Source organism: Nonomuraea purpurea, from assembly GCF_042650645.1.
Lineage (GTDB): Bacteria > Actinomycetota > Actinomycetes > Streptosporangiales > Streptosporangiaceae > Nonomuraea > Nonomuraea purpurea.
In genome coordinates this window covers 29,722-50,931 of the sequence record NZ_JBHSBI010000015.1, presented here as the reverse complement: position 1 = coordinate 50,931, position 21,210 = coordinate 29,722, and the positions used below count along the sequence as shown (strand labels likewise).

General features: G+C 69.9%; 22 protein-coding genes. 19 read left to right on the top strand and 3 right to left on the bottom strand.

What is annotated here, in order from left to right; translation table 11 throughout:
- Positions 1-4: 4 nt before the first annotated feature.
- The 11 genes from ACFOY2_RS28300 to ACFOY2_RS28250 all read left to right on the top strand — a co-directional run bounded on the left by ACFOY2_RS28300 (position 5) and on the right by ACFOY2_RS28250 (position 11,739).
- On the top strand, positions 5-1,753 hold the full coding sequence (locus ACFOY2_RS28300) for an AMP-binding protein (protein WP_379531116.1): 1,749 nt from the start codon (positions 5-7) through the stop codon (positions 1,751-1,753).
- Positions 1,750-2,934: an NAD(P)/FAD-dependent oxidoreductase gene (locus ACFOY2_RS28295; RefSeq protein WP_379531115.1), complete on the top strand. Its 1,185-nt coding sequence runs from the start codon at positions 1,750-1,752 to the stop codon at positions 2,932-2,934. Before ACFOY2_RS28300 ends, ACFOY2_RS28295 begins: the two co-directional genes overlap by 4 nt.
- Before the next feature lie 113 nt (positions 2,935-3,047).
- A complete protein-coding gene (locus ACFOY2_RS28290; protein ID WP_379531114.1) occupies positions 3,048-3,803 on the top strand; it encodes an enoyl-CoA hydratase/isomerase family protein in 756 nt (251 codons plus the stop codon).
- Positions 3,800-4,276: a MaoC family dehydratase gene (locus ACFOY2_RS28285; RefSeq protein ID WP_379531113.1), complete on the top strand. Its 477-nt coding sequence runs from the start codon at positions 3,800-3,802 to the stop codon at positions 4,274-4,276. The genes ACFOY2_RS28290 and ACFOY2_RS28285 overlap by 4 nt, the downstream gene beginning before the upstream one ends.
- Entirely contained in the window at positions 4,269-5,456 is a 1,188-nt protein-coding gene (locus tag ACFOY2_RS28280; protein ID WP_379531112.1) for a thiolase family protein, read from the top strand. Before ACFOY2_RS28285 ends, ACFOY2_RS28280 begins: the two co-directional genes overlap by 8 nt.
- Positions 5,453-5,863, top strand: coding sequence for a Zn-ribbon domain-containing OB-fold protein (locus tag ACFOY2_RS28275; RefSeq protein ID WP_379531111.1), 411 nt, complete (start codon positions 5,453-5,455; stop codon positions 5,861-5,863). Before ACFOY2_RS28280 ends, ACFOY2_RS28275 begins: the two co-directional genes overlap by 4 nt.
- Positions 5,860-7,035, top strand: coding sequence for a thiolase family protein (locus ACFOY2_RS28270; RefSeq protein WP_379531110.1), 1,176 nt, complete (start codon positions 5,860-5,862; stop codon positions 7,033-7,035). Before ACFOY2_RS28275 ends, ACFOY2_RS28270 begins: the two co-directional genes overlap by 4 nt.
- Positions 7,036-7,038: 3 nt before the next feature.
- Positions 7,039-7,845: an enoyl-CoA hydratase/isomerase family protein gene (locus ACFOY2_RS28265; protein WP_379531109.1), complete on the top strand. Its 807-nt coding sequence runs from the start codon at positions 7,039-7,041 to the stop codon at positions 7,843-7,845.
- A gap of 99 nt (positions 7,846-7,944) precedes the next feature.
- On the top strand, positions 7,945-8,508 hold the full coding sequence (locus tag ACFOY2_RS28260) for a TetR/AcrR family transcriptional regulator (protein WP_379531108.1): 564 nt from the start codon (positions 7,945-7,947) through the stop codon (positions 8,506-8,508).
- 231 nt (positions 8,509-8,739) lie between these two features.
- On the top strand, positions 8,740-9,882 hold the full coding sequence (locus ACFOY2_RS28255; protein ID WP_379531107.1) for a sensor histidine kinase: 1,143 nt from the start codon (positions 8,740-8,742) through the stop codon (positions 9,880-9,882).
- Positions 9,883-10,209: 327 nt separating this feature from the next.
- A complete protein-coding gene (locus tag ACFOY2_RS28250) occupies positions 10,210-11,739 on the top strand; it encodes an alpha/beta hydrolase (RefSeq protein ID WP_379531106.1) in 1,530 nt (509 codons plus the stop codon).
- Positions 11,740-11,761: 22 nt separating this feature from the next.
- Here ACFOY2_RS28250 and ACFOY2_RS28245 read toward each other — a convergent pair whose 3' ends face one another.
- Together ACFOY2_RS28245 and ACFOY2_RS28240 are read right to left on the bottom strand one after the other, a co-directional pair.
- Entirely contained in the window at positions 11,762-12,697 is a 936-nt protein-coding gene (locus ACFOY2_RS28245; protein ID WP_379531105.1) for a LysR substrate-binding domain-containing protein, read from the bottom strand.
- A gap of 113 nt (positions 12,698-12,810) precedes the next feature.
- Positions 12,811-13,020, bottom strand: coding sequence for a hypothetical protein (locus ACFOY2_RS28240; RefSeq protein ID WP_379531104.1), 210 nt, complete (start codon positions 13,018-13,020; stop codon positions 12,811-12,813).
- 71 nt (positions 13,021-13,091) lie between these two features.
- On the opposite strand from ACFOY2_RS28240, the gene ACFOY2_RS28235 reads away from it, so the two are divergent.
- The 6 genes from ACFOY2_RS28235 to ACFOY2_RS28210 all read left to right on the top strand — a co-directional run bounded on the left by ACFOY2_RS28235 (position 13,092) and on the right by ACFOY2_RS28210 (position 17,170).
- Complete coding sequence (locus ACFOY2_RS28235) at positions 13,092-13,754, top strand: hydrolase (RefSeq protein WP_379531103.1); 663 nt, start codon at positions 13,092-13,094, stop codon at positions 13,752-13,754.
- Positions 13,755-13,757: 3 nt separating this feature from the next.
- Positions 13,758-13,931 carry a MoaF-related domain-containing protein gene (locus ACFOY2_RS28230; protein WP_379531319.1) on the top strand — a complete coding sequence of 58 codons (174 nt, stop codon included), beginning with the start codon at positions 13,758-13,760 and terminating at the stop codon, positions 13,929-13,931.
- Positions 13,932-13,933: 2 nt separating this feature from the next.
- Positions 13,934-14,329, top strand: a complete 396-nt coding sequence (locus tag ACFOY2_RS28225) for a nuclear transport factor 2 family protein (RefSeq protein ID WP_379531102.1) — start codon at positions 13,934-13,936, stop codon at positions 14,327-14,329.
- A gap of 452 nt (positions 14,330-14,781) precedes the next feature.
- Positions 14,782-15,717 (top strand): DUF5996 family protein, encoded by a 936-nt coding sequence (locus tag ACFOY2_RS28220; RefSeq protein WP_379531101.1) that lies wholly within the window; start codon positions 14,782-14,784, stop codon positions 15,715-15,717.
- Positions 15,718-15,966: 249 nt separating this feature from the next.
- Positions 15,967-16,773 (top strand): LLM class flavin-dependent oxidoreductase, encoded by an 807-nt coding sequence (locus ACFOY2_RS28215; RefSeq protein WP_379531100.1) that lies wholly within the window; start codon positions 15,967-15,969, stop codon positions 16,771-16,773.
- A 61-nt stretch (positions 16,774-16,834) separates the two neighbouring features.
- Positions 16,835-17,170: a hypothetical protein gene (locus tag ACFOY2_RS28210; RefSeq protein ID WP_379531099.1), complete on the top strand. Its 336-nt coding sequence runs from the start codon at positions 16,835-16,837 to the stop codon at positions 17,168-17,170.
- Between the two features lie 4 nt (positions 17,171-17,174).
- On the opposite strand, the gene ACFOY2_RS28205 is transcribed toward ACFOY2_RS28210, so the two are convergent.
- Positions 17,175-17,936, bottom strand: coding sequence for a hypothetical protein (locus tag ACFOY2_RS28205; protein ID WP_379531098.1), 762 nt, complete (start codon positions 17,934-17,936; stop codon positions 17,175-17,177).
- Between ACFOY2_RS28205 and ACFOY2_RS28200 the strand changes: the two genes are divergently transcribed.
- Both ACFOY2_RS28200 and ACFOY2_RS28195 read left to right on the top strand, forming a co-directional pair.
- Complete coding sequence (locus ACFOY2_RS28200) at positions 17,935-19,455, top strand: ABC transporter transmembrane domain-containing protein (protein ID WP_379531097.1); 1,521 nt, start codon at positions 17,935-17,937, stop codon at positions 19,453-19,455. The two genes, ACFOY2_RS28205 and ACFOY2_RS28200, sit on opposite strands and share 2 nt — an antisense overlap.
- Positions 19,452-21,209 carry an ABC transporter ATP-binding protein gene (locus ACFOY2_RS28195; protein ID WP_379531096.1) on the top strand — a complete coding sequence of 586 codons (1,758 nt, stop codon included), beginning with the start codon at positions 19,452-19,454 and terminating at the stop codon, positions 21,207-21,209. Before ACFOY2_RS28200 ends, ACFOY2_RS28195 begins: the two co-directional genes overlap by 4 nt.
- Position 21,210 lies beyond the last annotated feature (1 nt).

The following is a 21,210-nucleotide window of genomic DNA, read 5'->3' as shown; positions in this document are numbered from 1 at the left end:
AGGGATGAGCGACGTTTCCCCCGCCGAGCGACGAGCGAGGCTCGAAGCCCGGCACCCGGTGTGGGTTCCGCGCACAACCGCCCAGCAGCTCGACGTGACCGCGGCCGCCTTCCCCGACCGTCCCGCGATTCTCGGCGAGCGCATCCACACCTACGCCGAACTACGGGACTGGACGATCCGGCTGGCCGCCGGGCTGATCGCGGCAGGGGTGGAACCCGGTGATCACGTGGCCGTCGACATGGCCAACTTCCCTGAGGCGGTCGCGCTCAAGTACGCGGTGGCCAGAGTCGGAGCGGTGTCGGTGTCGATCAACTTCCTGCTCCGCCACGAGGAACTGCGCTACATCCTGAGCCAGTCGAACGCCACGATGCTGATCACGATGGACCGCTTCCGTGACGTGGACTACCTGGACGCGCTCGACCGCATCGCGCCCGGGTGGGAACGGGACGGCGAGGGCGCTGGGGGCGCTGTCCTGCCGCGGCTGCGCGCGGTCTTCGTCATGGGGACAGAGCGGCCGCCGGCCCGCGGCAGAACACTGGCGGACCTCATCGCCCTGGGCGCGCCCGTCCCGGACGAGGTCGTGCTGCGGCGGACCGCGGCCGCCGACCCGCTCGGCGCCTCCGACCTGCTGTACACCTCCGGCACGACAGGCAGGGCCAAGGGCGTGCTGCTGCGGCACGACGCCGTCCTGCGGACCGCCTACGCCAGCGCGTACACGCGCGCCTTCCAGGACGGCCGGCGCATCCTGTTCGCCCTGCCGATCTACCACGTCTTCGGCTACGTCGAGGCCACCGTCGCCGCGTTGTTCGTCGCAGGCGCGATCTGCCCGCACACGGTGTTCGACGCCGACCTGATGCTCCGATCCGTGGCGGCCCACCGGATCGACGAGCTGATCTGCGTGCCCGCGATGACCTCGGTCGTGCTGGAGAAGGCGCGGTCCGGCGACTACGACCTGAGCTCGCTCACCACGATGTTCTCCTCCGGCGCGGCCCACCACCCGGCGATGTGGCAGGAGATGGCAGCCGTGCTGGGCGTCGACGAGCTGTTCACGGCCTACGGGCAGACCGAGACGACCGCCTCCACCCTCTGCACGCGGCCCGGCGACCCCCTCGACCGGCTGCGGGGGACCAACGGGTGCCTGAAGCCGGCAGGCACGGCCGGCGAGCCCGAGCTCGGTGGCGCACTCGCCGTGTACCGGGTCATCGACCCGGAGACCGGCGCCGAGCTTCCTCGCGGGGAGATCGGTGAGCTGGTGGTGCGAGGGCCGGTGGTGACCGAGGGCTATTACGACATGCCGCAGGAGAGCGCCGCGTCGTTCACCGCCGACGGCTGGTTGCGTACCGGTGATCTCGGCCGATTCGACGAGCAGGGCTATCTGATGCTCACCGGGCGCCGCAAGGAGTCCTACCGGTGCGGCGGCGAGCTCGTCATCCCCGGTGAGGTCGAGGCGGTGCTCGCCGAGCACCCCGCCGTACTCGCCGCACACGTGGTGGGCATCCCTCACGAGCGCATGGGCGAGGTGGGCTGCGCCTGGATCGTCGCGGCAACCGCGGAACCACCCGATCCCGAGGAGCTCATCGCCTACTGCAGGCAACGGCTCGCCCGCTTCAAGGTGCCGGCCTCGGTCCTGTTCGCCGGCTCGGAGCAACTGCCGACCACGGTCACCGGACGGGTCCAGAAGTTCCAGCTCGTGGAGCGCGCGGTGCTCGAACTCGGCGCCCGGACGGCCGTGACCCCGGCGGCGCAGTCGTGAGCGGCCCGCACGTCGTCATCGTCGGTGGCGGTCTCGCCGGCCTGCGAACCGCGCAGACCTTGCGCGGCCTCGGCCACCGCGGCGGCATCAGCCTCGTGTCCGAGGAGTTCGACGAGCCCTACGACCGGCCGCCGCTGTCGAAGGGGTACCTGCTGGGCGTGCGCGGCGCCGACGACATCCGCCTCGCCGGCCGGGAGGAGTACGCCCGGCTGGGCATCGAACTCGTCCTCGGCCGCGCGGCCGCCGGCGTGGACCCACGCGCCAGGACAGTGGCGTTCGCCGACGGCGGCGAGGCCGGCTACGAGCGGCTGGTCGTCGCGACCGGCGCCCGGCCACGACGACTCCCGGGCCTGCCGGAATCCGTCCGCGTGCACTACCTGCGGACGGCCGCGGACTCCCGGCGGCTGGCCCGCGCGCTCACCGCCGGTGCCCGGGTGGCCGTGATAGGCGCCGGGTTCATCGGCCTGGAGGTCGCCTCCGCCGCGCGGCTGCGGGGCTGCCGTGTCACCGTCGTCGAAGCCTGCGCGCAGCCGATGGCGCCGCTCATCGGGGCCGAGCCGGCGGCCTGGCTACGAGGCTGGCACTCGGAGCGCGGCCTGGAGTTCCACTGCGGCACCACGGTCGGCAGGAGCGAGGAGCGGCCCGGCGCACAGGTTCTGTGGCTCGCCGACGGCACCGTCGTCGAGGCGGACGTGGTGGTGGTCGGCGCCGGGATCGTCCGCGACACCGCCTGGCTGGCCGCCGCCGGGCTGGAGACCCACCACGGTCTGGTGTGCGACGAGAGCGGGCGCACCTCGGCCGCGGACGTCTTCGGCGCGGGCGACATCGTCTGCCGGCACTCGGCGGGGCGGTGCCGGCCGATCGGCCACTGGACCGCGGCGGCCGACAGCGCGGCAAGAGTCGCCGCGACGATCGTCGGCGTGCCGCCCCCTGACCTGGGCGAGGACGGGTTCTTCTGGTCGGATCAGGCAGACCTGCGGCTGCAGTTCGTCGGCGCCGTCCCGCCGACGGCGACGGCGGCGGTCGTGCACGGCGGCTTCGACAGCGGCCGGTTCGTCGTCCACTACATCGACGGCGACCGGCTGACCGGGGTTTTCGCCGCCAACGCGCCGCGTGAGTTCCTCCGCGGGCGTCTCGCCCTGCGCGCCACCCGGCCGGCCTCCGACGGGGTGCGGAGATGACGCCCCGCCTCACCACGCCTGTGCGTGCGTTCGTTCCGGGGGTGTTGGCGAACGCCGTGCTTGCTGTTACCGTGACTTAAAACAACTGTTTGTTTTTGACGGAAGGTGCCACTGTGGCCAGGATCAATCCGTCGTTCGACGAGTACTCCAAGAAGTATGAGAACCTCCGCCTCGAGCGCGAGGACGGCATCCTCCACGTGACCCTCCACACCGGCGGCGACAGCCTCGTGTGGACCAGCCAGGCACACGACGAGCTCGCCTACGCCTTCACCGACATCGCCTGCGATCCGGAGAACAAGGTCGTGCTGCTGACCGGCACGGGCGACGCCTTCTGCGCGGAGATCGACTTCTCCAGCTTCAAGCTCGGCACCGCCGCCGAATGGGCGCACATCATGTTCGAGGGCCACCGGCTGCTCACGAACCTGATCAACATCGAAGTGCCGGTCGTGGCCGCGATCAACGGACCCGCGCTGATCCACCCGGAGATCCCGATCTTGTCCGACATCATCGTCGCGGCGGACACGGTCAGGTTCAAAGACGGCCCGCACTTCCCGTCCGGGATCGTGCCCGGCGACGGCGCGCACCTCGTCTGGACGCACGTGCTCGGCTCGACCCGCGGCCGCTACTTCCTGCTCACCGGCCAGGAACTGGACGCCGCTCAAGCCCTGGACCACGGCGTGGTGAACGAGGTCGTCCCCGCCGGCCAGACGCTCACGCGGGCTCGTGAACTCGCGGCGGGCATCGCGGCCAAACCCGATCTCGCCCGCCGGTACGCCCGCTCGGTGCTCACGCGGGAGATCAAGAGGCTGATCCACGACCAGCTCGGGTACGGCCTCGCGCACGAGGCATTGGCGGCGTTGAGCCTGTGAGCGCCACCTTCAACCGGCTCCGCCATCACTTCGAGGACTTCTCCGTCGGCGACGTCACAGTGTCACCGGCCCGGACCATCGACATCTCGGACATCACCGCGTTCGCCGGCCTCACAGGGGATCACTACCCCCTGCACGTCGACGAGGAGTACGGCCGCGGCACCCGCTTCGGTGGCCGGATCGCCCACGGCCCCCTCACCTTCAGCCTGGCCGTGGGCCAGGTCGCCCTGTCGGGTTTCCTCGGCGACGCCATCGTGGCCTTCCTCGAGTGCCAGGACATGCGGGCGCTCGCGCCGGTGTTCCCCGGCGACACCATCCGCGTGCGGGTCGAGGTCGCCGGGGCCGAGGGGGACAAGCCCCGGCACGGCGTGCTGCGACTCGACTACTCCGTACTGAACCAGAAGGAGGAGGAGGTCATGCGCTTCCGCATGGTGCTGCTCGCCCGCCGCCGGCAGGGAGATCCTGGTGAGTGACGTTGACGAGGCCGCGTTCATCGGCGTCGGTGAGCTGCCGTCAGGCCGGTACCCGAACCGGTCCTTCATGGGTTCGCTGGTGGACGTCGCGGTGTCCGCGGTACGGGACGCGGGCGTGCCGATGACCGACATCGACACCATCCTGCTCATCCCCTGTCTGCACTCCCCCGCCGACCAGGCCGACCTGGTGTTCTCCCGCGTGGTCGAAGAGCTCGGGCTGACCGGCCGCGCCAAGGCGAGCTACATGATCCACTCCGGCGGGTCGACGAGCGACAACACGATGCGTACCGCGGCCGGGCTGATCGCGAGCGGCCACGCCCGCAACGTCCTGGTCCTGCAGGCCGAGAAGTGGGGCTCGGCACCGGTCGGCGAGATGATCGACATGCTGACCGCCAACGGCATCCCCCGCGAATGGGAGAAGCCGTCCGGCCTGTCGTTCAACGCGGTCGGCGCGCTCATCACCAACCGCTACATGGCCGTGAGCGGCTCCACCCCCGCGCAGATGGCGTCGGTGTGCGTCGCGCTGCGCGAGTGGGCCCGGCTCAACCCGAACGCGATGTACCAGGACAAGCCGCTGACGGTCGAGCAGGTCCTCACCTCCAAGATGGTCTCCGACCCGCTGCACGCGCTGGAGTGCCCGATGCTCGCCGACGGCGCGGTGGGCTTCGTGCTGACGAGTGCCGCCAGGGCGCGGCGCTCGCACGAGCGCTGGGTGCGGATCGCCGGATCCGGCGGTTGCGTGTCCCACTACAGCATCGGCCAAGAACGGGATCTCGCCGTGCTCGGCTGGCCGAGGGCCGCGGCCGAGGCCTATGAGCAGGCGGGCTGGGGTCCGGACGACGCCGACCTCGCCGAGGTGTACGACTCCTATCCCGCGGTACTCACCATCGCGTTGGAGGGCCTCGGGCTGGCCAAGCCCGGCGAGGCGGCCAGGACGTTCGCCGCCGGCGACTACTCCCCCGGCGGCCGGCTGCCCGTCAACACCAACGGCGGCCTGCTCTCCGCGGGCCACACCGGCGTCGGCGGCGGCACGGCGTTGCTGGCCGAGGCGGTTCGCCAGCTGCTGGGCAGGGCGGGGCAGGAACGCCAGATCGCCGGTGTGAGACGCGCGGTCTGCGGCGGCTCCGGCGGGACCTACATGGACAGCCAGGTGCTGCTGCTGGAAGGGGTGACACGATGAACGATCCGGGCATGGAGCCGCTCACGCGTCCTTATCGCGACGCGCTGAGTCGCGGTGAGCTGCTCGTCCAGCGTTGCGGCGCGTGCGGCCGCGACAACATGTACCCGCGCCACCGCTGTCCCTTCTGTTACGAGGCCGGCCTCGGATGGGTGCGGGCGTCGGGCACGGGTGTGCTGCACAGCTTCGCGGTGACCCGCCTCGGGGCTCCGACCGGGTTCGAGTCGGAAACCCCGTACGCGCTCGGGGTGGTCAAACTCGCCGAGGGCGTACAGGTGCTGGGCCGGTTGTGGCCGGACGAGGACGGCGGATGGAGCGCGTACAGGTGCGACGCGCGGGTGCGGTTCCGGCCGGCCTCGGCGGAGGAGATCACGCGACGGCCGGTGCCGTGGTTCGCGGTGATGCCGTGAGCAGGGTGCTGATCGCGGGCGTCGGCATGATCCCCTTCGGGCGGGACGTACGGCGCGGCGAGCGGATGATGACCGAGGCCGTCGCGGAGCTGGCGCTCAAGGACGCCGGGGTGACGGCGTCCGAGGTGCAACGGGTGTTCCTGGCCAACGCGGCGGCCGGGCTGGTGTCCGGCCAGGAGATGATTCGAGGCCAGGTCGCCTTGCAGTCCACAGCTCTGGCCGGTGTTCCGCTGGTGAACGTGGAGAACGCGTGCGCGTCCAGCAGCTCCGCCGTCAACCTGGCGTACGAGACGGTGCTGGCGGGCCGGTGCGACCTCGCGATCGTCATCGGCGTGGAGAAGCTGTCGCACCAGGACAAGTCCCGCACCTTCGACGCGTTGCGCGGCGCCACCGACGTCGAAGCGTCCTGTCGCCCCGAGCCGGGCAAGCCCGCCTCGAACTCGGTGTTCGTGAACGTCTACGCCGAGGAGGCCAAGCGCTATCTCACCGAGTACGGCGCCGGCATCGAGGACTTCGCGGCCGTCGCGGTGAAGAACCGCACGCACGCCGCACTCAACCCGCTCGCCCAGTACCGGATACCGCAGACCCTTGAAGAGGTGCTGCACGGCAGGGTGGTCGTCGACCCGCTGACCCTGCCCATGTGCTCGCCCACCACCGATGGCGCCGCCGCCCTGGTGCTGTGTTCGGAAGGCTATGCCCGCCGCCTGGGCATCACCGGGTGCGAGATCCGGGCGACCCGCCTGGCCGCCGGGCGCGGCCAGGGTTCCCAGCCGGTCGCGACGGCTGCGGCGGCCGCGTTCGAGGACGCGGGGATCGGGATCGACGACATCGACGTGCTGGAGTTGCACGACGCGGCCGCGCCCGCCGAGATCCTCCAGTACGCCGAGATCGGGCTGTGCGCCCCCGGGGAAGGGCACCTGCTGGTGCGTACGGGCGCCACCGCGCTGGGTGGCCGCTCGCCCGTCAACGTGAGCGGCGGGCTGATGAGCCGGGGACATCCGATCGGCGCCACCGGCTGCGCGCAGCTGGTGGAGATCTACGACCAGCTCACCGGCCGCGCAGGAGGCAGGCAGGTCGAGGGCGCCCGGGTCGGCATGGCCGTCAACGCGGGCGGCTGGCTCGCGGGCGCGTACGCGGCGTGTGTCGCGAGCATTCTCGTGAAGGCCGGGTGAGTCATGGCGGCCACCGAACTGGAGACGCTCTACTACGACCGGGCAGCCGACGGGGTCGTCCTGCTGACCCTGAACCGGCCGGACCGCGGTAACGGGGTCGTCCCGCAGATGGCGGCCGACCTGCTCGCCGCGCTCACCGACCTCGAACGCGACACCGGGGTCCGCTGCCTGGTGATCACCGGAGCGGGGCGGCAGTTCTCCGCGGGAGCCGACCTCAAGGCCATGCGCTCCTACCTCGATGAGGTCTTCCCGGTCACCCATGAGCCCTACAACGCCCGTGTGCTGTTCCCGGTGACCCAGCGCCTCGTCGCCTCGCGGCTACCGGTCATCGCCGCGATCAACGGGGGCGCCACCGCGGGCGGCCTGGACCTCGCGCTCGCCTGCGACATCCGTATCTGCTCCACGGCGGCCAAGCTCGGCGAGACCTACATCAACCTGGGATTGCCTCCCGGTAATGGCGGCTCGTGGTTTCTCCCCCGGCTCGTCGGCTCTGGCCTGGCCGCCGAGCTGGCGCTGACCGGCGATGTCATCGACGCTGGGCGAGCGCTGGACATCGGCCTGGTCAACCGGGTCGTCGAACCGGCGGAACTGCTCCCTGCCGCCATCGAACTGGGAGCCCGCATCGCGGCCAAACCATGGCGGGCGCTGGAGGCCACCAAACACGCTCTGCGCTCGACCTGGCAGGTCGACCTCGCCACCTCGATGAGCAACAGCTACTGGGCGGTCTCCGCTCTGCACAACGGTCCCGATCTGGCCGAGGGCGTTGACGCGTTCCTCGAACGCCGGCGGCCGCGCTTCAGCCGCGACTGATCGGTGAGGTGCCCGAAGCGCCGTACAATCAGTTGTTAACCGAGTGTGGGAGGACGGTTGACAACCCGGAAGGAAAGACAGGCCAAGCGAAGCGGGCCCGTGTCACCGGAACGCATCGAGGAAGCGGCGATCCAGCTCTTCAGCGAGAAAACCTACCCGGTCGTGGGGATGCGGGATCTCAGTGACGCCGTCGGACTCCTGCCGGGCAGCCTCTACGTGCACATCAATAAGAAGGAGGATCTGCTCCAGCGCATCGTGGAGAAAGGCATCCAGCGCTACCTGGACGCGATCGAGCCGGTGGTGGAGTCCGACCAGACCGCGCCGGAGCGGCTGCGCGGCGCGATCAACGCGCACATGCGGGTTCTCGCCGGATCGCTGCAGCAGACTCGCGTCGCCTTCCACCAGTGGACCTACCTCGCCCCCACCGGCAAACGCCGCGTCGTCAAGCTCCGCCGCCGCTACGACGCCCTCTTCTCGCAGATCATCGACGAGGGCATCGAGGCCGGCGAGTTCCGGGCGGTCAAGAGCGCGCGGGTGACGGTGCTCGCCATCATCGGCATGCTCAACTCGGCCACGGAGTGGTTCTCCCCCACCGGTGAGCTCACGGCCGAGCAGGTCGCCGAGGTTCTCGCCGACGGGGTTCTCACTGGCCTGGTGGCTTGAGACGACCGTTCACGTACGAACAAATGGTTGTTCCCTCCTCCACCGGTTTCTCTCGTTCCGCAAGCGAAATCATGACGTAGCGTCACTGGTGGACGCGGCGAGGTGGAAGCAGACTGAGGCGCGCCTCTGGCGCCTGATCCCGGAGAGCATCCCCTAAAGGGGCGTGGTCTTCGCCCAAATCCAAGAGGGCCGTCGTGTCGTCCGTTTGCACGGGGCTGGAAGGAACGAGCGTTGACCTTCGGGCAGACCGAGCAGACGCAGGGCCGGCTACGCAAACTCAACGTCGGCATCGTGTCCGGCGCGATCTCCGCCGTTGGATCGCTGCTGATGGCGACCGACGCCGACTCCTGGTGGGACGCGCTCCTCATGGGCGTGGGCGTGTCCGCGGCTCTGGTGGTCGTCAATCGGTGGACCGTGGGCCGTTCCTCGCGCGTCGCGCTTCCTGGCCTGATCGTCACCGCGACTGTATGGCTCGTCGGAGTGCTGGCGGCGGACGCCTCGGCGCAATCGTACGGCTTCGCCATCGTGGCCACCATCACCGTTCTGGAGCTGCCGCGCCACCGGCGGGCGGCGATCGCGGGACTCGCCGCCTTCGCTGTCGCCGTGGTGGCGACGAAACTGGTGGTGGCGCGCGAGGACGTGGTCGACGTTCTGGTCCAGTACGTCCTGCTCTCCTCATGCGTCGCCCTGGGAGGAGTCGTCCTCACGGTCCTCCTCGCCGCGGTCCACGACCTCATCGGAGAGTTGGAGAAGGCACGGGAACGCGAAGCGGAGGTGGCCGTCATGCGGGAGCGCGTGCGTTTCGCCGGCGACCTGCACGACATTCAGGGCCATACGCTCCATGTGGTGAAGTTGAAGGTCTCGCTGGCCAAGAAGCTGCTGCACAGTGACATCGGGCAGGTGGAGCAGGAGCTGGACGAGGTGCACGCCCTGGTCGGCGACACCATCACGCAGACCAAGGAGCTCGCCCACGCGCAGCGGCGGCTCAACCTGTCCGCGGAGCTGGAGAACGCCAAAAACCTCTTCGAGGCCGCGGGCATCCACGTGCGCGTCGACCGCGGGGCCGAGGTGGACGTCCGTGTCGGTGAGCTGCTCGGCCAGGTCCTCCGGGAGACGACGACCAACATCCTGCGCCATGCCGAGGCCGAGCAGGTGTGGATCACCCTTTCGGAGACGGGCATCTCCATCGCCAACGACGGCGCACGCGAGGCGGGGCCTCCCAGGCTCAGCGGACTCGCCGCCCTCCGGGACCGCTTGGCAGCCCAGGAAGGCGAGCTGACGGTGGAGCGGAAGGACGGGCTGTTCCACACGGCCGCGACATTCCCCCGCCGGCGTAGCGACGCTGCTCCGGCGACGCGTATGGGCGACCGCTGACCACCGTGGTGTTCGCCGACGACGAGGCTCTCCTGCGGAACACCTGATCGTCCGGTCTGCGAGAGCGGCCAGATCGCTCCGGGGGTCACCAGTGACGCCGCGTCATGAACTTCACCTGCGAAATGTCATGGCGAGGTGGTGACGTGGCTGCACTGCCGGACGAGCGCCGCGACGGCTGTAATCGACCCACATGAAGCACTTACACCCCGGCCGCCGGCGAGCTGCTCGACCCGCTGGATCGGCTGTTCCAGACCCGGACGAGCGCTGATCACGCCTCCTGACGGCCCGTCCACGCCCATGCCCATCTCGTTCGTAGAAAGTGATCAGATGCGAAAAGCCTTGACAGCCCTGACCGTCGCCGCTGTAGCGACGACCCTCCTTCCGGGAGCGCCCGCCGCGGCGAGCGCGGTGCGGTGGGGGCCGTGCCCGGAGAACGTGGCCGCGTCCGGTCTGGAGTGCTCGACGCTCAAGGTTCCGCTGGACTACCGCGAGCCGGACGGGCGGACGATCGACATCGCGATCTCCCGCCTGGCGAGCAAGGACCCGACGCGGCGGCGCGGCGTGCTGCTCCTCAACCCGGGCGGCCCGGGCGCGGCGGGCCTGCGGTTCCCGGTCGATCTCGTGGCCGCCGGTATGCCGCGGAGCGTGCTGGACACCTACGACGTGATCGGGTTCGACCCGCGCGGCGTCGGCCACAGCACGCCGGTGACCTGCTCTCTGACGCCGGAGCAGCAACTGCGGGGCAACGTCCCGCCGTACGCGCCCACCGCGGCCGACGTCGCGAAGCGGGCAGAGGAGGTCAAGGCCATCGCCAGGCAGTGCGCCACGTCGAAGACGGGGTTCATGCTGCCGTACGTCACCACCGCCAACACCGCCCGCGACATGGACCGCATCCGGCAGGCACTGGGCGAGCCGAAGCTCTCCTACCTCGGTTACTCCTACGGCAGCCACCTCGGCGCGGTGTACACCACACTGTTCCCGCAGCGCGGCGACCGGATCGTGATCGACAGCAACCTGCCCCCTGGCGGCATCAACTATGAGGACAGGAGTCTGTTCGCCCGAGGCGTCGAGGACCGGCTCCCCGACTTCGCCGAGTACGCCGCCGCCCACCCCGGGTACGGGCTGGGCAGCACACCGGAGCAGGTGAGCGAGAAGTACTTCGAGCTCGCCGAACGGTTGGACAGGACACCGGTCCAGGGAACCGACGGTGCGATGTTCCGGATGGGCACGTTCGCCATGCTCTTCCGCGACGCGAGTTTCCCTGCTCTGGCCGGGCTCTGGCAGTCGATCGGCACCGGCAAGGCGCCGCCGGCGGGGGCGGCGGATGATCCCGTACCGGACGTGGACAACTCGCTGTCCAGTCACCAGTACGTGGTCTGCGGCGACTCGCGCTGGCCCCGGTCGATCCATACCTACCAGCGCGCCGTCGAGGCCGACCGGAAGCGGTACCCGATGTTCGGCGCGGCGGCGGCCAACATCCGGCCGTGCGCGTTCTGGCCGTCCGACCCCATCGAGGCGCCGGTGCGCGTCAATGACCGGGGCCCGTCGAACGTCCTCATGGTGCAATTCCTCCGCGACGCGGGGACACCGCTGGCCGGCGCCAGGAAGATGCAGCGGGCGCTCGGCGACCGGGCCCGGATGGTGACCGTCGAGCAAGGCGGCCATGGTGTTTACCTGCTCGGCAAGAACACGTGCGCGGACACCGCGGTGACGACGTTCCTGACCACGGGGAAACGCCCGGTGCGCGAGCTGGCCTGCGCGGCAGAGCCCATTGACACACACGCCTCTGATCAGACGACGATGCCAGGCCGTCAGAGTGCCCGGACGGCCGAGCGGCCGATCGATCCGCGACCGTGACTGCGGGTCGCAGCGTCGCACGCTACGTGTCGGGGCTGCGTAGCCACCCGTTGCGTTCAGCGCATCGTCGGGCGGTGGCCAGGACGCTCGTAATGGCGGGTGACGGATCGTTCGCGGGCCACAGCACCGAGAGTTCTGCCAGGATCGACGGATCGACGACGTCGCGAAGAATGACGCTGGTGCCGGCCTTCGCGGCGTGCTTGGCGAACGACGCAGGGGCCAGGCCGACCTCACGTCCGCTGGAGAGCCGGGCGAGCATGGCGTTGACCGGCGGTTCGTCGAACGCGCGAATCTCGGGTGAGAATCCCGCTTCGCGGCACGCGGCGACGATGCCGTCGTAGTACGCCGGGGCGAGCCGGCGAGGAAACAGCAGCAGCGTCTCCTCGCGGAGGGCCGTCACGGGGATGGCCGGTGCGGCAGCGAGGCGGTGGCGAGTGCTGAGGAGTGCGGAGACGGGCTCTTCACGCAGGATCTCGCCGCCTACCCCGTCGAGGGGATGCGGCGAGAGTGCGAGACCGATGTCCAGGTCGCCGGCGCAGAGCCGTTCGGGGATCTCGGCGCTGAAGAACTCTCGAGCGTCGACCGTGAAGTCGGGGTGGTCTTCCTGGAGAGCATCCAGGAGCATCGTGAGCGTCTCGAAGCTGGCGACCGGGGTGTAGCCCAACCGAATCGTGGTCGCGATCCCCGCCCCGGCCAGCCGGGTGCGCTGCGCGGCTTGTTCCAGCGCGGCCAGCGCTAACGGCGCCTCGTGAACCAGTGTCCGGCCGGCGGCGGTGAGCTGCACCCGGCGGCTCGAACGCACGAAGAGCGGGGTTTCGAGGGTCTCCTCAAGCTTGCGGATCTGATGACTCAGGGACGGCTGGGAGATGTAGAGACGCGTGGCTGCTCGGCCGAAGTGGAGTTCTTCGGCAACCGCCATGAAGTAGCGCAGGACGCGAGGACTGATATCGATAGACAAATCCTATCGCCCCACGTCCGGAAAAGTCTTGGACTCTCGCCTGATGCCCGCCATAGCGTCGTTTCACGCCACGGGGGACGTTCCAACCTGCCCCGGCGAGCCTTCGTCGTACATCAGCCTGGCAAGGAGAGCAGCATGAACATCGCCGTGATCGGACGAGCAACCTGTGGTCCGGTGACGACGATGCCCAAAGCGTTGTCAGGCAGCTGAGTCTCGACGCCGGACACGACGCGGTCCGCCTGGGCGACCTGAGCATGGCCGCCACTCAGGAAGGCCTGGCCGGCCCGATCTTCGCGATCGCCCAGTTCGTCCAGTTCGTCCACCGGATGGCATCACCCGAACAACTCTGACTCCCACCATCGAGCGTTCAACCCATCACGTAGAAGGAGACATCGTGACGCGTACCGAGAAGGCCGGGCTCGAAGCACTGCTCACCCCCGAGGAGAGCGTCCTGGTGCTCATCGACCACCAGCCCTACCAGTTCGCCAACGTCAACAGCCACGAATCAACCATGATCGTCAACAACGTCGTCGGCCTGGCCCAGGTCGCGAAGGCGTTCGACGTCCCCACGGTGCTGACCACGGTGATCGAAGAGCGTGGCGGCCTTCTCGTCAAGGCCCTCCAGGACGTCTTCCCAGACCAGAAGCCGATCAACCGCACGTCCATCAACACCTGGGAAGACCGTCGAGTCGTCGACGTCGTGGAGAGGACGGGGCGCAAGAAGCTGATCCTCGCCGGGTTGTGGACGGAGATCTGCGTCGCCATGCCCGCCCTCCAGGCGCTGGGCGAGGGGTACGACGTCTTCGCCGTCACGGACGCCGGCGGCGGGGTCACTGCCGAGGCGCACGACATGGCGGTGCGTCGCATGGTGCAGGCCGGCGTCGTACCCATCACCTGGATGGCCGTGGCCGGCGAATGGCAGCGCGACTGGGCTCGTGAGTCAACGGCCGGCGCGCTCGGGCAGATTCTCCTCGAGCACGGCGGCGCCAGCGGGATCGCGTTCGCCTGGGAGCTGCAACTCCTGGCCACACCCACCACCGATGGTGTGCAGCACTGACGGCTGCCGGCCTCAGGCGGGTCCAGCGCGTTCCGGCGCCCGGCAGCCATCGACGCGCACGAGGCCAGCGGTGCCACCGTCACACACGTGGAGGACTTCGCCGACGCGACGCTCTACTCCAATGTCAGCGTCAACGGCCACCTGTACAACCTCGTCGGAACCATCGCGGAGGCATGACCATGACCGGCAGCACCATCGTCGAAAGCGACCAGGCCAAGCGCAACACCGAGATCGTGGTCACCGCGATGCGTGAGCTCTTCGTCGAGAAGGACCTCACCGCGCTGGACCGCTACTGGGCAGAACCGTACGTGCAGCACAGCCCTCAGATGCCCAACGGCCTCGACACGCTGCGCACCGCCGTGCCCGGCCTGCAGGGATTCTCCTGGGAGCCGCAGCGCACCGCAGCCCAGGGCGACCTTGTGTTCGCCCACAGCATCGTCCATGGCTGGGCACCCGGCCCGGTGGTGATCGTCGACATCTTCCGCCTGGAGAACGGTCGCATCGTCGAGCACTGGGACGTCGTACAGGACCTCACCCTGCCCGAATCAACTGTCAGCGGTAACCCCATGGTGTGAACTCACGTGCACGCGGGAGGAGCGAAGCGGCGGCCCCGCTTCTCCCGACGGCGGCGAGCCCGGCTCTTCATCAGCCCGCGCACCGTCGAATGGCACCTGCGCAAGGTCTTCGGCAAGCTCGGTATCACCTCCACGCAGGCAACTCCAACGCCCCGCCCCCACCGGCCGTGCCTAAGAAGGCGCTGGAAGCGTGGGGGACTTGCCCGGTCGGCGATGGCGCGGGGGGAGTTGCCGCCAGGTGCGACCGCTGCTGGCCACGAACACGATCGCCGCCAAGATCACCAAACAAGACTCGGTCCTGACGGACTCGCCCCCAGGGGACGGATGCCCTGCCCGGGTCCGGCTCGTGTCTTGCGGTGGCAGACTGAAACTCCTGCGGCCGAACAACCCCCTGGCGACCAACTCGGCCGCAGGGTAGCGATGTAGGCAGCACAACGAAGCGGGGAGCATAAATGGCAGTACAACAGGCGTGGCCTCGCCTGCGGGTCGCGGAATGGGCGGAGACTCGTGACACCCTGCACATGTGGACCCAGATTGTCGGCAAGGTCCGGCTGGCTCACGCGCCGCTGGTCAATCACTGGTGGCAAGTCACGCTGTACGTGAGTCCCCGAGGGCTCACCACCTCGGCAATCCCGTACGGGGCCGGGGCATTCGACCTGGAATTCGATTTCGTCGAGCATCTGCTGCGTATTCGCAACAGTGATGGCGGGACTCGTGCGGTGGCTTTGGAGCCCAAACCGGTGGCCGACTTCTACGGCGAGACCATGGTGGCCCTGGCGGAGCTCGGGATCAGGACGGAAATTCAGGCGGCGCCCAACGAGGTAGAGCCGGCGATTCCCTTCGCTGAGGATCGCCAACATGCCTCGTACGATGCTCAGGCGGCGCAGCTGTTCTGGCGGCAGCTGTTGCAGGCGGATCGGGTACTCGGGAAATTCAGGTCGCGATTCGTCGGCAAGGTCAGTCCGGTGCACTTCTTCTGGGGCGCGATGGATCTGGCCTGTACCAGGTTCTCCGGACGAACCGCGCCTCCGCATCCCGGTGGCGCGCCCAACTGCGGGGACTGGGTGATGGTGGAGGGGTACTCGCGGGAGCTGGCCAGCTGCGGGTTCTGGCCGGGTGGCGGCGAGGAGGGCGCCTTCTATGCCTATGCCTATCCCGAGCCCGAGGGGTATGCGGATTATCCGGTGTCTCCGAAGACCGCTTACTACAGCCGCGAGAATCGGCAGTTCCTGCTGCCCTACGAAGCGGTGGCCGATGCGAAGGATCCGGACCGGGTGCTGTTGGAGTTCCTCGACTCCACGTACGAGGCCGCCGCAGAGTTGGCGCACTGGGACCGGGCCTCCCTGGAGGACGACCCGCATCGGTGGACACAGCATCGGCGTTCGTGAGATGCGACCCAGGGTCCTTCCCCCCCCCCGGTTTCCCGACACGATGATGCATCCGGATAACTCATGATGGTGGTCATGACCCGATCTTGCTGACGCGTTGCGCGGCGCGGTTTGCCTCGGCGACAGCAGCGTCGGCCTGCTCGCGGGTCTGCCGGATGCGCTGCCGCTTCCTCTTGGGCGGCGCTCATCCGCTCGTCGGCGCCGCCGCGGCCCCCCAGAACTGTCGGTGCCGGGTGCTTGGGTGGGGGCATGCGTTACGGCATCGACGTCGCGATCCTCGGTGACCTCGCGGAGCCGGCACACCTGGTCACCCTCGCCCGGGAGGCCGAGGCCGCCGGGTGGGACGCCGTGCTGGTGTGGGACCACTTGGCCTTCACCTGGGGCATGCCATCGGCCGACCCGTGGGTGACGCTGGCCGCGGCGGCGCAGGCGACCTCGCACATCAGGCTGGGTACGGCGGTGACGGCCGTGGCCCGGCACCGCCCGGAAAGGCTGGCCCAGACGGTGGCGACGCTCGACAGGCTGAGCGGCGGTCGCGCGATCCTGGGCGCCGGGCTGGGCGGCGTGAGGCAGGAGTTCACCGCCTTCGGCTCACCGCGTCCCGGCGGGGTCATGCTCGACGAGGCCCTCGACGTCATGGTCTCGCTCTGGTCCGGCGAGGAGGTGCACCACCGGGGCGCTCATTACACCGTCGACGGGGTGCGGCTCGCGCCGCTGCCCCTCCAGCGGCCCCGGGTGCCGGTGTGGGTCGGCGGCACGGCTGCGGGTGCCCTTCGGCGTGCCGCCCGCTGGGACGGCTGGATCGTCGCCGGCGACGACCGGGAGGGCCGCATGACGCTTTCACCCGACTCCCTGGCCGCCCAGGTCAGTGAGCTGCGCCGGCACCGGGCAAACGCGGGCGACCTCGACGTGGCGGTCATCGGGGTGAGCGAGCCAGGCTCGTCGGTCCGGGCCTACGCCGACGCCGGCGCCACGTGGTGGCTGGAGCACTTCCACAGCTACCGGGGGTCGATGGAACGACTGGTGCGGCGTGTCAAGGCGGGCCCGCCCGTGTGAAGCACCTGCGGTGCGCGCGTGACTCAGGACAGCCCGATGCACAGGCTCACAGCGTCCCGGCGTGCCAAGGCGGAACACCGCGGTGCACGTGGCCGAGGCCGACGCGGGCAAGCGCGCCTTCAACCGCCAGGAGCTGCGGGCCTTCTCCGATCACACCGACGAGCAGGTCAACCGGGTACGCGAGGCCGGCCGCAAGGGCTGGCTGCCGATCTTCCGCGACGAGGCGCTGTTCAAGACCGCCTACGCCTTCGGCCTGCGCCGCAACGAGGCCCGCATGCTGGACGTGGTGGACTTTGGCCACAACCCCGACGGGCCGGAGTTCGGCGTGCTCGACGTCCGCCCCGGCAAGGCCCAGAAGGGCTCGCGCACGGCATGGCCGGCCTCGATCACTGCGTGATCGTCTACTTCGGGAGAACCACGAACTTGTAACAACCTGACCGTTCGCAATACATGCGGTCATAGCGCACCAGCCCAGAGAAGAGTTCCACGACGACCCGCGACGCGCCACCGGCGACGTTGGCCGAGAGCTTGAAGCCGTGGCCGGCCGACCTGTCGCAGACACGACGGGTGTCCCTGTCGATCTGACGTCTTCCGGCCCACGCGGTGTACACGGCGGTGCGGCAACCGGAGGCCGCCCGTAGGCGAGCGCCGACCTGGACCGAACGGTTGTGCCAGGTAAGGCTGCCCTTGAGATACGAAGTGCCTTGCGTGATCGTGAAGGACGTCCTCGGATCAGCCGCCGCGCTCACGGGGGTCGCGGTCCCGAGTAGAACGGCGATCGCTGCGCCAAGTGCCAATGTGGTCTTCAGGGCTCTGCCTTCCTCAACGAAAATGAATTCCTCGGGAAGATCCTGCTTGCGGGCGCTTCCGCGGACCAGAGGGATAACCCCAAGTCGAGATGGTGTCCGCCCTCGGCGTCTGAGGCGCCCTTCATGCCGAGCAGGCCACGCCGAGTTCACCAGCGACATCACGGCAATGTCCTGGTCAAGGGCACCGGATGCATGAACGCTGACCCAACTGGCCGCGCTTCGGCGCACTCTGCGCAGGCGGTTCAGCGAACGTCTCGATCTCAGGAGGGACCGATCACCAAGGTCAGCCGCCACGAACGTCCGCTCCAGGGCGGGCAAAGAGACGCCAAAGCCATGCTCTAGCGTGATCACCATGAAGGCGGCTCGGTATCTGTGCTGGCTGGCCTGGGCACAAAGGGGCCGCGTCGCGCTGGGCGCGACGCTGGGAACCCTCTGGATGGTGGGCCTGACGCTCCCGCCGTACCTGCTGGCCAGGGCGATCGACGACAACCTGGCACCCGGCTGGGTGCTGGCGCTGCTCGGCGCGGGCCTGGTCAACGCCTGGCTGGCGATGTTGCGGCACCGCACGATGACCAAGATCCGGATGGACGCCAACTTCCGCACCGTGCGCGCCCTGGTCGAGCAGATCAACAAGCTGGGCGCCGACCTACCCAAGCGCGCTTCGACGGGCGACGTGGTGACGATCGGCATCGGCGACGTCACCGCCATCGCCGCCTCGCTGACGGTGACCGGCCCCGGCGTGGGCGCCGTGATCAGTTACGGCGTGGTGGCGGCGCTGCTGCTACAGGTCTCCGTGGTGCTGGCCGTGGTGGTGCTGCTGGGCGTGCCGCTGCTGGCGATCCTGCTCGGCCCGCTGCTCGGGCGGCTGATGAAGCTGCAGAACGGCTACCGCGAGAACCAGGGCAGGCTGACCACCCGCCTGGTCGACCTGATCGAGGGGCTGCGGGTGCTCAACGCCTTCGGCGGCAAGGGCGCCTACGCCGAGCGGTACCGCGCCGACTCGGCGAGCCTGCGCGAGCAGGGCTACCGGGTGGCGTCGCTGACGAGCTGGATCGGCGCGCTGGGCGCCGGATTACCCGCCCTGTTCCTGGCCACCGTCACCTGGCTGGGCGCCCGGCTGGCCGCCGAGGGGGCGATCACGGTGGGCGAGCTGGTCGGGGTATACGGGTACATCGCCGTGCTGGTGGTGCCGGTCTCCTTCTTCATCGAGGGCAGCTTCCAGGTCAGCCATGGCCTGGTCGCCGCCCACCAGGCCACCCGCTTCCTCGCGCTGCGCGCCGAGGAGCGGCCCCGGCCCGGCGGGCCGGAGGTCGCGCCGGGGAGCCTGGTGGGGCTGGTCAGCGCCCGGCCCGAGGAGAGCGTGGCGCTGCTCGAAGGGCTGGGCGGGTTCGACGGCACCTCCCTGATCGCCGACCACGACGCTGCCCTGTTCGCGGGCACGTTGCGCGAGGTCCTCCAGGGCCGGGGCGCAGCGGACGACGAGGCCATTCACCGGGCCGTGCACGTCGCCGCGGCACAGGACGTGGTCGCCGGGCTGCGCCATGGGCTCGACTCGATGGTCGAACCCGGCGGCCGCAACCTGTCGGGCGGCCAGCGTCAGCGCGTGCGCCTGGCCCGGGCGCTGCTGGCCGAGCCCGAGGTGCTGCTGGCGGTGGAGCCCACCTCCGCGCTGGACGCGCACACCGAGTCCCTCCTCGCGGGGCGGCTCCGTACGGCACGCGCCGGCCGTACGACGGTCGTGGCCACCACCTCGCCGCTGCTCCTCGCCCAGGCCGACCAGGTGCTGTTCATCGAGGATGGGCGGGTGGCCGCCTCCGGCACCCACCGCGAGCTGATGGAATCCACCCCCGCTTACCGATCGGTGCTCGCATGAACCGCGACCTGCCCATCGCCGACCGCCGGCAGGTACGGCGGGCCACCCTGCGCCTGGTCAGGCGCGACGTGCCGGGCTTCACCGCGACGCTGCTGCTCAACAGCCTGGCGGCGGCCGCCGCGCTGGTCAGCCCGTGGTTGCTGGGCCGCATCATCGACTCCATCAGCGCCGGAGACACCGTCGACCTGCTCGCCGCGATCGCCATGGGCGCGGCGCTGGCCCAGCTCGTCCTGTCCAGGTACGCCGAGAAGATGGGGCATCGGCTCAGCGAGCGTGTCCAGGAACACATCCGCGCCGATCTCCTGGACCGTGTGCTGGCCCTGCCCGCCACCACGGTCGAGCACATCCGCACCGGCGACCTGACCGCCCGCGGAACCACCGACGTGGCCGTCGTCGCCCGCACCCTGCGCGACGCCGCCCCCGCGATCCTCGTCTCGAGCCTGCAGGTGCTCTTCCTGATCGTCGCCGTCTTCCTGGTCGACCCGGTCCTGGGCGCCTGCGGTCTGCTCGCGCTGGCCGGCATCATGGCCGCCTCCCGCTGGTACCTTCGCCGCGCCCGCTCCGCCTACCTGGAGGAAGGCGCCGCCCGCTCGGAGCTGGCCGAGCACCTGGCCGGCAACGCCGCGGGCGCCCGCACCATCGAGGTCCTGGGCCTGCAGGCCAAGCGCACGCGGGCGGCGGAACGGGTGATCGAGCGCAGCCGGACCGCCCAGCTGCGGACCCTCTTCCTGCGCAGCGTGCTCTGGCCCTCGGTGGAGGTCTCCTCGCTCCTGCCGCCCGTACTGGTACTGCTGCTCGGCGGGGTGCTCCTGGACCGCGGCCAGGTCACGCTGGGCGCGGTCGTCACCTGCGTGCTCTACCTGCGCCAGCTCGGCCAGCCGATCGAGACGATCCTGATCTGGCTGGAGCAGTTGCAGAGCAGCGGCGCCTCCTTCGCCAGGATCGAGGGCCTCGCGACACCGGCGCGGGAGGAGGCCGCCGCCGCGGCGCCGCAGGGCGACCGCATCGAAGCGTGCGGCGTGCACTTCGCCTACGAAGGCGGCGACGACGTGGTGACCGGCGTCGATCTGACCGTACGGCCCGGCGAGCGCCTGGCCGTCGTCGGCCCCTCGGGAGCCGGCAAGTCCACCCTGGGCAAGCTGCTGGCCGGCATCGACCGCCCCCGCCTGGGCACGGTCACCGTCGGCTCGGTGCCCGTCGCCGACCTCTCCCCCGCCCAACTCCGCGAGCACGTCGTCCTGGTCACCCAGGAACAGCACCTGTTCCTCGGCACCGTCCGCGACAACCTGATGCTGGCAGATCCGACGGCCGGCGACGACCGTCTGGGCAAAGCGCTGGCGGCAGTCGGCGCCGACTGGATCGCCTCGCTCGACGACGAGCTGGGGTCCCAGTCGTCCGGCGCCACCCTCGGCCCGGACCGGGTCCAGCAGCTCGCCCTGGCCAGGGTCATCCTGGCCAACCCGCACACCGTCATCCTCGACGAGGCCACCGCCATGCTCGACCCCCGTACAGCCAGGCGTGCCGAACGCTCGCTCGCCGCCGTCCTGGAGGGGCGGACCGTCATCGCGATCGCCCACCGCCTGCACACGGCCCGCGACGCCGACCGGGTGGTGGTCATGGACAACGGCCGGGTGGCGGAGGTCGGAGCCCACGACGAGCTGATCGCGGCGGGCGGGGTGTACGCGGCGCTGTGGAGGTCGTGGCACGGCTCGCGGAGTGTCGGCGCCGAACACGATTCTCCCGCTGACCGGTGAC

Excerpts from the sequence above, each read along its gene's own strand:
- ACFOY2_RS28250 (WP_379531106.1), top strand. The coding sequence starts at position 10,210 with ATGCGAAAAGCCTTGACAGCCCTGACCGTCGCCGCTGTAGCGACGACC.
- ACFOY2_RS28275 (WP_379531111.1), top strand. The coding sequence starts at position 5,453 with ATGAACGATCCGGGCATGGAGCCGCTCACGCGTCCTTATCGCGACGCG.
- ACFOY2_RS28265 (WP_379531109.1), top strand. The coding sequence starts at position 7,039 with ATGGCGGCCACCGAACTGGAGACGCTCTACTACGACCGGGCAGCCGAC.
- ACFOY2_RS28215 (WP_379531100.1), top strand. The coding sequence starts at position 15,967 with ATGCGTTACGGCATCGACGTCGCGATCCTCGGTGACCTCGCGGAGCCG.
- ACFOY2_RS28220 (WP_379531101.1), top strand. The coding sequence starts at position 14,782 with ATGGCAGTACAACAGGCGTGGCCTCGCCTGCGGGTCGCGGAATGGGCG.
- ACFOY2_RS28205 (WP_379531098.1), bottom strand. The coding sequence starts at position 17,936 with ATGGTGATCACGCTAGAGCATGGCTTTGGCGTCTCTTTGCCCGCCCTG.
- ACFOY2_RS28225 (WP_379531102.1), top strand. The coding sequence starts at position 13,934 with ATGACCGGCAGCACCATCGTCGAAAGCGACCAGGCCAAGCGCAACACC.
- ACFOY2_RS28200 (WP_379531097.1), top strand. The coding sequence starts at position 17,935 with ATGAAGGCGGCTCGGTATCTGTGCTGGCTGGCCTGGGCACAAAGGGGC.
- ACFOY2_RS28195 (WP_379531096.1), top strand. The coding sequence starts at position 19,452 with ATGAACCGCGACCTGCCCATCGCCGACCGCCGGCAGGTACGGCGGGCC.
- ACFOY2_RS28300 (WP_379531116.1), top strand. The coding sequence starts at position 5 with ATGAGCGACGTTTCCCCCGCCGAGCGACGAGCGAGGCTCGAAGCCCGG.